Source organism: Helicobacter monodelphidis (assembly GCF_003288845.1).
Lineage (GTDB): Bacteria > Campylobacterota > Campylobacteria > Campylobacterales > Helicobacteraceae > NHYN01.
In genome coordinates, this window is the sequence record NZ_NHYN01000032.1 from 1 (window position 1) to 8,470 (window position 8,470).

Here is an 8,470-nt window from a genome sequence, read left to right on the forward strand (position 1 = left end):
TGATTATGCAATCAAGACATTAGACAATATCCCACAATCAGACAATAAGACAGATTTTCTAAGAGAAGTTGCAAGAAAGAGGGAGGGTAAATGATTAATATTCCTTTGTTGATGTTGATTGGAGGGGCTTTAGCAGGAGTTTATTTTGGGTTTAAAAGAAAAGATCCAAACATTGAACTTCCTAGTTGTTTTTTTGATAGATTGGCTATACCTCTTTATACATTCTTAAATACATACTATAGTAATAGCGGATTTATGGTCGATGCGACTGAAGAAAAATCTATTTTGTGCAATGTTCCTTTCAAAAAATTATACGGCGTTAAGATTATCGGATATTCTACAATCCACGATTATTTTCCTGCTCCAGAAATGGAAACACTTATCGAACAATATAAAAAAAGTGAAAATGGATATTTCTACTATATTTTACACAAACAAGGTTTGCAACAATGCCAATATATTTTTAGCTTTAATGAGAGTATTGTTAAAAATTTTGCAAATTATTTTCAAGAGGAATTATTGAGTGGCGAGGAAATTGCAAATACTATTTTATCCTTTTGGTGTCAAAATAATTTTTTTCAGAGAAACAAGAAACTTGAAGGAAATCTAAAAATTGATTTTGATTGCATAGATAAAGAACCAAATTTTGTTTCATTTAAAAAAATGGCAAGAGAGGCTATTTTTAAAGGTTTGAGTGAGTTAGATGTATTGCAGGGATTTCGAGAAGTTGATGTGCCTAAAACGAATATTCAATCGGTTTTTAAAATGAATTTTAGTGGCGTTATTTGGTTTTTTTATGATTTATATCAAAAAAGAATAGAAAATCAAATTAGTCTCTTGATTAATTCCGCAAAATTAAGTGGAAACAAGGAATATTTCATTGCACTTAAGGATTTTTATTCTCACAACAAAACAAATCTTGCTATCGTTAATAATTTGGTTTTTTTGAAAGAGTATAGCGAAGATATTGTGGGACAATTAGGTTTAGCCTTGAAAACCTCATATATCAAAAAAGATATTTTTAGAAAGGACATTATCAGAAAACTTCCTTTCAAATATAGAGACATTGAATTTGATTATTTAGTTGAGCCAAGCTATTTGCATAATTTTATTGCAAGTGTCCATAAAAGATCTGCAAAAAGCCCAGATATTTTTGGAAAAGATAAGAATGGTGCTTTTGTTAATTATAGTTTTTCAGAGGAAAATGACAATCCGCATTCTTGCATTGTTGCTAAACCTGGTAGTGGAAAATCTGTATCCAAGCAAAAAATTATGTCTCAAATGATTGATTTTGATTTCATGAGTGGAGAAGCTCGTAATTTGGGAAAGGGACAAGGACAAGTTAGAATTAGAAGTTATGATGTAGGTTTTTCAGATGAAAAATTTATTAATCTTTTGAAGTCTAATCCAAAAAATAATGTGGCTCACATTGCTAGTGATTTATTTTCGTTTAAATATAATCTTGTTGGCATCGATATGGAGAACGATTTAGAGCAAATCGAAGCAGATATTCAATTTGCAATTGATCTCACAAGTGTTATTTTGGAATCTCAACACAGTCAAGCTCTAAGTATCAATGAAGTAGCCGCTTTTAAGAAAATTATACATGATGTCTACTCGAATGCGAATTACCAAAAGTATGATATTCGTAATCTTGTCGAATCTCATCCTAAGATTGTGCAAGAATTATTAAACTTAGGCTATAGTAAAACAACTTATTTACAAGAAATCCAAGAGAAAAAATATCGTTTTTTAAAAAGACCATTATTGAAAGATATGGCAAAAGCCGCAAAAATTTTATCAGACAATCAACAGATCACAGAAGATGACCGTAAATCTTACGCTTCTTTAGCACAGAAATTAAGTGATATTCATAAACTTCAACTCTTTAGCACTTGGGATAATATAGACATCAGTGATGCTGATGTAATTAGTATGGATTTGAATAATTTTAAAGAAAATTCATTGTTTACGCCTATTTATCTTTCTATTTTTCAAAAAACATACCTTAAGGATAGAGAATTTGCTTTATTGTGTAAAAGACAATCAAAAACAGCTCCAAAACTTTTTTATGCAATCGAGGAAGCGAGAAATTTTTTCCTTGTGCCTTATTTGCAAAAAATGTTTGAAACCATTGCTTTAGAGGCGAGAAAATACAATGTGCATTTATGTTTTGTTGTGCAAAAGCTTGAACACATTCCTTCAGCTATTTTAACAAATCTTGATACGAGAATATTTTTACTTCGCCCAGAAAAAAGGGAAGAAGTTATCAAAGAAATTTCAAAAAGTGCTATTTCTGCGAATGAAAAACTTTTTGAGGCAATTAGTTGCACAGAATCTCATGAACTTTGTATTGCATATAGTGAAGGTGTATTTCATTTAAAGCTTCCAATCACAGATGAAGAGCTCGAATTGTTTAATACAAATCCAAACCAATCACAAATTTATTACAACAAAGAGAAGGAGAGTCTGAATGTCGTTAAATAACTGCTTTGCAGAAATTGTTGTAGAGAACTATATTCGTGCAACTGGCGTTTCCAAAATGAAAATAAGGGAGTGGATTAGAAATAAAAAAGTTGCTTTAATTAGAAAATCGCCTAATAAGCAAGTTTTGATTATACCGCTTAACAATCTTTATCTTATCGAGCAGGAGGTGAAACTAAAACATCAGGAAGAGAAAATGTTGGCTGAAGATTCAAAAAGGCTAAGAAGAATTAAAAAGAAGCTTATAAGAGCTACTATGGACTTAAAAAGCTTAATTGATGATATGGGAGCTGTAGAACAAATCATGCAAAAGCAACAAGGAAAAAATAGTGATTAGCATATCTGGAGCAAAGTTAATTACAGCTGCTTATGTTTTCGGAAGTGCTGCGTTGATTTTTGCTATTTGCCCATTCCTATTTGTTGTTATTAAAGGTATCTTAAAAGCAAAAGATCCAAACACGAGTGCCTTTAATATTTTGGGAGTAGCCGTGAGTGCTTTTTTTGTTCATTTATTTTCGTGCATAGGCTTTATGTTATTAATCAAGACTTTGGATCTTTTCAATAAGGCGGTAAGTAGCAATTACATTCAAGAAAAATTGTTCAAAATTTTTTGGGCAGAGAGTAAAGCAGACGTTTTGTCTATTGCTTCAACAAATGAGAGCTTAGAGGTTAATGCAGCATATACAACTCTCTTTGCAATTAGAATATTTGCTGATGTATTGTTTTTGTTACTTCCTTTGGTTGTAATTCTTGTGGGGCTTGGATACGGTGTATTTCAAGCACAAAAAGATGTATATAGGCAGAGCTACTTGGGTGTTTTAGTTTTTACAGCAATTAGCGGGATTGTGACTTTTACGCTTTATCTAGCTTTTGCATTTATAGCTTCATTTGCTTTATTTTTACCTAACGGGAATTTAGTTGAAAGAATCAATGAAGCTTGGCGTTTAATTTTAATTTGAAAGGAAAAAAATGGCAACAATGTGTCCTAAATGCCGAACAGGCAAGGTAGGAAAAAGAAATGGTATGGTCGCTTGCGAGAATTATAAAGTAAGTAATAAAAATAAAAAAATTGTATCAGTTGGAAAATGTAGTTTTCATATTTTTTATGCTCAAAACTTTTGGGAATCCAATAGAGTTTTGAGTGATGAGGAAATGAGACAACTCATTGCTGGCGAGGTTTTAGAAAATAGTATTGGAGAAACACTCCAGCTTGATTTAAAACAAGAACATTGTGTCTTTGTCAAAAAGGAGGCAAAAGAATATGAAGATCTATAACAAAGTTGGATTTTTAATGGTATTTCTGTATTTTAGTACTTTGAATGCAGATGAGTTTGGCGATGTTAATGCGTTGGTTGAAGGTGCTGGAAAGTCTATACAGGCAACTGGTGGCGTGGGCATAAAAGCATTTTTAGCATGGGCAACTCTTATCTTGCCAATTATAGGCGTTATTGGTGGAATATGGATTGAAAAAAAGAAATCTGAAAACTCTCAAGATAATTCAAAAATTTATATTGCCGGTATTGTAGGTGCTGTTTTAGCAGTAATCATTGATGTTATTGTTATAAGTGTTTTTGGAGTTTTGTTGTTGGGCAGTGCACAAGATGGTTTTAGTGTTGTGCGAAACTATTGGAAAGAAGCACTCTTATGACAATAAAGTTATTTTTGCTCTTCTTTTCTTTTTGCTCTTTGAGTTTCGCTTGTGTAAAAGTTCCTTGTGAGTTTGCCGAATTGCCTTTTGAGCAAAAATTGAAAAGTGTTATTGAGCAGGAATATAGTCATTTAGATGCTTCAATTGAACATCTTAAAGAGCAGTATGAGAAGTATCTTGCAGAATTGAAAAAAAGCAATGAAGACTTAAAGAAATTGGAATCTTCACTGAGAGAGTCAAATTTGCAAGATCGTGAAATGATCTTTTTGCAACATAAATTTAATCAACTTTTGAGTAAGGATATTGAATGGAGACTGCAATGAAAAAAATTGCTTTAATAGTTAGCGTGGGTTGTTCTTTTGCTTTTGCAGAATCTTTTACACGTAATCTTGACAATGTTCTAAATATGCCAGGATTGGGAGATCTTTCTGGTTCTATTTGGGATATTTTTAATGATAAGACAGGTTCTGTTGCAAGTGTGTGCTATGATCCGGATTTGTCATCAGGAGATTTTGACGCATGTTCTGTCTTACAAAAATATGATAATTTGAGTGTTGATGTGTGTAAATTTGTGCCTGATGTGCCATATTTTAAAAAAAAGAAAAGAGAGGTTGGTTTTGGAGGATTAGTTTCTTTGTGTGAATCAAAACAAAAGAAATTTGAAGATATTTCTTCACAGGGAGCTATAGATGCTGTTTCAGGCATAGTGGATTACACGAATATTGATACATTGTCATTGAAGTTGCCTAATGGGCTTACTTATGATGATTTTCTAAGAAAATGGAGCTTTCAAGAAGTCATCAGTAAAAAAGACTCTTTGGTTGGATCTATGGCTGTTGCTTCAGATGCTTTGCCTTTTGGAACAAATCAACATTCCAAGAATTTTAGCGATAATCAATCAGTATTATTTATGCTTAAAGATTATGCAAAAAGTTTATCTTTTAGCCCATCAAAAAGTATTTCTGCAATTAAAAAGGAAGACTTGAAAGCTCCAAGAGATTTAAGAGAATACGAAGAACAACGCAATGAGCGCGTTAAGCAACTTTCTGTAGGTTTTAATCAAAGCTCCATTCAAAAATTAAGTTCTTCAATCTCTACTACACTGAATGGTCAAAAATTGGATTCAGAAGATGCACAAAATGAGGCAAATAAAATTGTTGTAGAAGCAATAAAGGAAGTTAATAATGCAAAAGCTCAAGAAATCGAATCTGCATTAAGGCTACAAAGAAATGTAGATGATATGGCTTTTCCAACACAAGCTCAAGTTGACTTGTTAAAAGATGATTTACGCCCAAAGATGGTGGCTAAAATTAGAGAACAGCAACTAAGAGAGGCGAACTTAATTGCTTCAATTCATCAAAAATACAAAAGATATGAAGAGAAAATGTATTTGGTGGCAGAAAAAGCAGTTATTATGAATGAAAAGTTTGATAAAGAAGCGGCACAAAAAGAAATTGATTCTTTGTTGGGAGGCGTAAAATGATTGAATTAACAAATAGATTGAAAAATATTGAAGGCGATATCAATATTCTTGCCCATATTCTAAAAGAAGAATTAATAAAGATACGCAGTATCTTAAATGAAATGGATTTGGAGCAATCTAACATTAATAAGGTTTCTTCAGAAATTATTGAGGAAGTTGGAGAATATATGGAAAATTCTCAAAATGGTGAATACCAAAATGCAATTTCTATGTTACTGGGAGAGGATTTAAAAGAAAGAGAACATCAACAGATAGAATCAATTAAGCAGGTTGTTATTGAGCTTTTAGAGCAAGAGAAAAAGGCAAAAACCAAGAATCAAATGCTGTTGAACATTGGCTTTGGAATCACTTTATTTATTATGTTTTTAATTATAATTTTGGGAGGTTAAAAATGGATTTTAAAAATCGTATTGCAAATTTAAAAAGTCTTGTGCAAAAAAATGTTGCTCATCAGAGAGAAAGAGCGAACAAGCCAATTTCAATGGATTCGCATGATGTGTTGTTGGAAAAAAATTTTTTTGCTTTATTGAATGATATTCTACAAAATATTTTAGAAGCTATTAAGACTGGGAATAAGGGGAGTTTATCGAATGATATTTATGCTGCTTTAAAGGAGAATAAAGCTTTTTCTCAAGATCTAATTATAAAAGAGCTTCAACAAAATTTAAAAGAAAATAACCATCTCTCAAGTGAGCTTAAAGAAGGCGTAAGCCATCTTTTGGATAAGAAATCAGATTTTTGCAACAATCTTGTCAATAATAAAATTGACGATTTTTCGGAAGCCTTAAAAAATGGAAAATTAAATTCCATTAATTCTAATTTAAGTGCAACAGATTTGTTTAAGGCAACATCATCACAAAAAATTACATCAGAAATCGTAAAGAAAGTTTTACAAAAAGGAGCATAAATGAAAATTGATTCAAATGAATCTTTGAGTGAAATTTTGAAAAAACAACAATATCAGCTGAAGTTGGGTGTTGTATTTTTTCTTTGCTCTTTTGAGAATATTTTAATTTTTTGTCTTACCTACTTAATTTTTCAGTGGGAAACAATGTTTTTTGTTGTGTATTCGTTTGGAGCTTTGATTGCTTACTGGGCTTTGTTTAAAAAAACAAAGGGGGAACAATATGATATTTTCATTTTTAAGCTATGGTGTAAAATGAATCGATTGATTAGGTTAAGAATTAAAGAGAGAAAAAATAATGCGTTTGGTTTTTAGTTTGCTTCTTTTTTTGGTTTTTGCTCACTCAAAATCAATTGATGCACTGGATAAATGGGTTGAAGTACACAAAGAATTAAGTATTCAAACACAAATTGTGAGTTTCAAAAAAATTCAAATTCTGCAAAAAATATATTTTATTTCCTTGTCAGAAAGTCTTTTCGAACATTTGAGAAGACTTAAACTAATGTATGTTGATGTGCAAATGCAGGAATTACAATGAAAATATTTTTTATGATAATTTTGAGTTGTTCTTTTGTGTATTGTTCTTGTATTCCGGGTTGTTCTGATTTAACATATCCTGAACAAAGGGCAAATATAACAATCAATGAGTATAATCGTGGTGATTACGCAATTGCTGAAGTCATAGATCAAATCGTAGAATCTTTAAAACAAGCAAAAAAGTCACAGCAAGAAATTGATATGACTCAAAAAAAATACTTAGAAGCAGAAAAGATTTTAAATGTCTCATTAAAGCAACAAATTTTTTTGCAGAATAAGCAGAATCATCTTGAATCAATCAATATGATGATTGAAGGAAATAAAGATGAATAATAAAATAGTTTTTTTTGCTATATTTTTTGTTGTAAGCTATGCAGCTATTCCTATACCTTATTCTTTATCTTCTGAATCAGGAATTGCGATGTCCCTTAGGAAAATAGCCAAAAATATTAATAGTAAAAACGAAGATGTTAAAAAAAGATACGATAATGAAATTAAGCCAATTATTGAAGAAATCAGAGAAAACATCCAAGAAAAAGAAAACCTACTTAAAAGAATTAGTATCTTAGAGCAAGATAGAATTCTGCTACAACAAGAATTAATCTTTTTACAACAACAGGAGGTTAAATTGTTAAAACTTAAATCATTGTGAAATAACGAGGAATAAACACTTATCTAATGAGGAGAAAAAAATGGTTATGTTAGAGCCAAATCAAATTGTTGAAGCAAAAGAGTTATTGAGTCGCTTAAATAATCTTTACATTGAAAGAGCTGATATGGAAGTCTTTAAAAAAATTAGAGAAAACTCTCTAAAGTATGAGATTGCAAGTGAATGTGAAATATTTGATAAAGAAAATAACCCTTTACCAAATAAAATCAAGATAGCATTAGTGTTGGCTTGTATTGATGAACTTTTTAAGGACAAGGAAAATAAGAAAAATGCAGAATTATCGCTTATGAAAGATTACAAAAAAGCTTTGCTTAAAGAGGAGCTAAAAGAATTTGTTGATGCCTATATGTATGTGCTGGAGGAGCTAGAAACAAATGCACTAGACATCAAAGAGTCAGCCAAAGAATGTTCTATTATTCCAAAAGAGGTGCTACAAGCAGTGAGTTCAATTGCTAAGGAAAACTTCAAAGTAATTAAAGAGAAAAAAATGGTAGAAGCTGGGTTTGAAATAAAGCAAGAAAAGGATTGCACAGAAGCAATAGCTTTACAGGAGCAGCTAAAAAAATTGCTCAGTTAAAGCAAAGTGAATTACCCCCGCCCAAGAGGTGGAGGCTTTCTAACTATATTTAGTTTTAGACAAGAGGAATAGTCAATGAGTTCTATAAACAATGATGTTAACAAATTTTTACACTTACTGAGTTCAAGCAAAGAAAATAGAGTAACACCTATTCAAAAAGTAGAAAA

The 8,470-nt window shown here is 31.1% G+C and carries 14 protein-coding genes; all 14 read left to right on the top strand.

All coding sequences use genetic code 11. The features are described from left to right. The first annotated feature begins 90 nt into the window (after positions 1-90). Genes CCZ01_RS09240 through CCZ01_RS09305 form a run of 14 tightly spaced genes read left to right on the top strand, consistent with a single transcriptional unit; the run spans position 91 to position 8,303 of the window. On the top strand, positions 91-2,487 hold the full coding sequence (locus CCZ01_RS09240) for a serine-rich family protein (RefSeq protein WP_112052931.1): 2,397 nt from the start codon (positions 91-93) through the stop codon (positions 2,485-2,487). Next, positions 2,474-2,821: a hypothetical protein gene (locus tag CCZ01_RS09245; protein WP_112052932.1), complete on the top strand. Its 348-nt coding sequence runs from the start codon at positions 2,474-2,476 to the stop codon at positions 2,819-2,821. Before CCZ01_RS09240 ends, CCZ01_RS09245 begins: the two co-directional genes overlap by 14 nt. After that, entirely contained in the window at positions 2,814-3,443 is a 630-nt protein-coding gene (locus tag CCZ01_RS09250; protein WP_112052933.1) for a hypothetical protein, read from the top strand. The genes CCZ01_RS09245 and CCZ01_RS09250 overlap by 8 nt, the downstream gene beginning before the upstream one ends. Before the next feature lie 10 nt (positions 3,444-3,453). Continuing rightward, the gene (locus CCZ01_RS09255) at positions 3,454-3,759 is read left to right on the top strand and encodes a hypothetical protein (RefSeq protein ID WP_112052934.1); all 306 of its coding nucleotides are present in this window, start codon (positions 3,454-3,456) and stop codon (positions 3,757-3,759) included. Next, positions 3,746-4,132 carry a hypothetical protein gene (locus CCZ01_RS09260; protein ID WP_112052935.1) on the top strand — a complete coding sequence of 129 codons (387 nt, stop codon included), beginning with the start codon at positions 3,746-3,748 and terminating at the stop codon, positions 4,130-4,132. The genes CCZ01_RS09255 and CCZ01_RS09260 overlap by 14 nt, the downstream gene beginning before the upstream one ends. After that, positions 4,129-4,455, top strand: coding sequence for a hypothetical protein (locus CCZ01_RS09265; protein ID WP_112052936.1), 327 nt, complete (start codon positions 4,129-4,131; stop codon positions 4,453-4,455). Before CCZ01_RS09260 ends, CCZ01_RS09265 begins: the two co-directional genes overlap by 4 nt. Next, positions 4,452-5,615 carry a hypothetical protein gene (locus CCZ01_RS09270; RefSeq protein WP_146745243.1) on the top strand — a complete coding sequence of 388 codons (1,164 nt, stop codon included), beginning with the start codon at positions 4,452-4,454 and terminating at the stop codon, positions 5,613-5,615. The genes CCZ01_RS09265 and CCZ01_RS09270 overlap by 4 nt, the downstream gene beginning before the upstream one ends. Beyond that, positions 5,612-6,004 (top strand): hypothetical protein, encoded by a 393-nt coding sequence (locus tag CCZ01_RS09275; RefSeq protein ID WP_112052938.1) that lies wholly within the window; start codon positions 5,612-5,614, stop codon positions 6,002-6,004. The genes CCZ01_RS09270 and CCZ01_RS09275 overlap by 4 nt, the downstream gene beginning before the upstream one ends. Before the next feature lie 2 nt (positions 6,005-6,006). Continuing rightward, positions 6,007-6,522, top strand: a complete 516-nt coding sequence (locus CCZ01_RS09280) for a hypothetical protein (protein WP_112052939.1) — start codon at positions 6,007-6,009, stop codon at positions 6,520-6,522. After that, the gene (locus CCZ01_RS09285) at positions 6,523-6,834 is read left to right on the top strand and encodes a hypothetical protein (RefSeq protein ID WP_112052940.1); all 312 of its coding nucleotides are present in this window, start codon (positions 6,523-6,525) and stop codon (positions 6,832-6,834) included. Next, on the top strand, positions 6,818-7,057 hold the full coding sequence (locus CCZ01_RS09290) for a hypothetical protein (protein ID WP_112052941.1): 240 nt from the start codon (positions 6,818-6,820) through the stop codon (positions 7,055-7,057). Before CCZ01_RS09285 ends, CCZ01_RS09290 begins: the two co-directional genes overlap by 17 nt. Beyond that, positions 7,054-7,389: a hypothetical protein gene (locus tag CCZ01_RS09295; RefSeq protein ID WP_112052942.1), complete on the top strand. Its 336-nt coding sequence runs from the start codon at positions 7,054-7,056 to the stop codon at positions 7,387-7,389. The genes CCZ01_RS09290 and CCZ01_RS09295 overlap by 4 nt, the downstream gene beginning before the upstream one ends. After that, positions 7,382-7,708, top strand: coding sequence for a hypothetical protein (locus tag CCZ01_RS09300; protein WP_112052943.1), 327 nt, complete (start codon positions 7,382-7,384; stop codon positions 7,706-7,708). The genes CCZ01_RS09295 and CCZ01_RS09300 overlap by 8 nt, the downstream gene beginning before the upstream one ends. A gap of 40 nt (positions 7,709-7,748) precedes the next feature. Further along, positions 7,749-8,303 (top strand): hypothetical protein, encoded by a 555-nt coding sequence (locus CCZ01_RS09305; protein ID WP_112052944.1) that lies wholly within the window; start codon positions 7,749-7,751, stop codon positions 8,301-8,303. Positions 8,304-8,470 lie beyond the last annotated feature (167 nt).

Bases quoted from the DNA above. Each gene is read 5' to 3' on its own strand.
- CCZ01_RS09240 (WP_112052931.1), top strand. From the start codon at position 91: ATGATTAATATTCCTTTGTTGATGTTGATTGGAGGGGCTTTAGCAGGA.
- CCZ01_RS09245 (WP_112052932.1), top strand. From the start codon at position 2,474: ATGTCGTTAAATAACTGCTTTGCAGAAATTGTTGTAGAGAACTATATT.
- CCZ01_RS09255 (WP_112052934.1), top strand. From the start codon at position 3,454: ATGGCAACAATGTGTCCTAAATGCCGAACAGGCAAGGTAGGAAAAAGA.
- CCZ01_RS09260 (WP_112052935.1), top strand. From the start codon at position 3,746: ATGAAGATCTATAACAAAGTTGGATTTTTAATGGTATTTCTGTATTTT.
- CCZ01_RS09265 (WP_112052936.1), top strand. From the start codon at position 4,129: ATGACAATAAAGTTATTTTTGCTCTTCTTTTCTTTTTGCTCTTTGAGT.
- CCZ01_RS09270 (WP_146745243.1), top strand. From the start codon at position 4,452: ATGAAAAAAATTGCTTTAATAGTTAGCGTGGGTTGTTCTTTTGCTTTT.
- CCZ01_RS09275 (WP_112052938.1), top strand. From the start codon at position 5,612: ATGATTGAATTAACAAATAGATTGAAAAATATTGAAGGCGATATCAAT.
- CCZ01_RS09280 (WP_112052939.1), top strand. From the start codon at position 6,007: ATGGATTTTAAAAATCGTATTGCAAATTTAAAAAGTCTTGTGCAAAAA.
- CCZ01_RS09285 (WP_112052940.1), top strand. From the start codon at position 6,523: ATGAAAATTGATTCAAATGAATCTTTGAGTGAAATTTTGAAAAAACAA.
- CCZ01_RS09290 (WP_112052941.1), top strand. From the start codon at position 6,818: ATGCGTTTGGTTTTTAGTTTGCTTCTTTTTTTGGTTTTTGCTCACTCA.
- CCZ01_RS09295 (WP_112052942.1), top strand. From the start codon at position 7,054: ATGAAAATATTTTTTATGATAATTTTGAGTTGTTCTTTTGTGTATTGT.
- CCZ01_RS09300 (WP_112052943.1), top strand. From the start codon at position 7,382: ATGAATAATAAAATAGTTTTTTTTGCTATATTTTTTGTTGTAAGCTAT.
- CCZ01_RS09305 (WP_112052944.1), top strand. From the start codon at position 7,749: ATGGTTATGTTAGAGCCAAATCAAATTGTTGAAGCAAAAGAGTTATTG.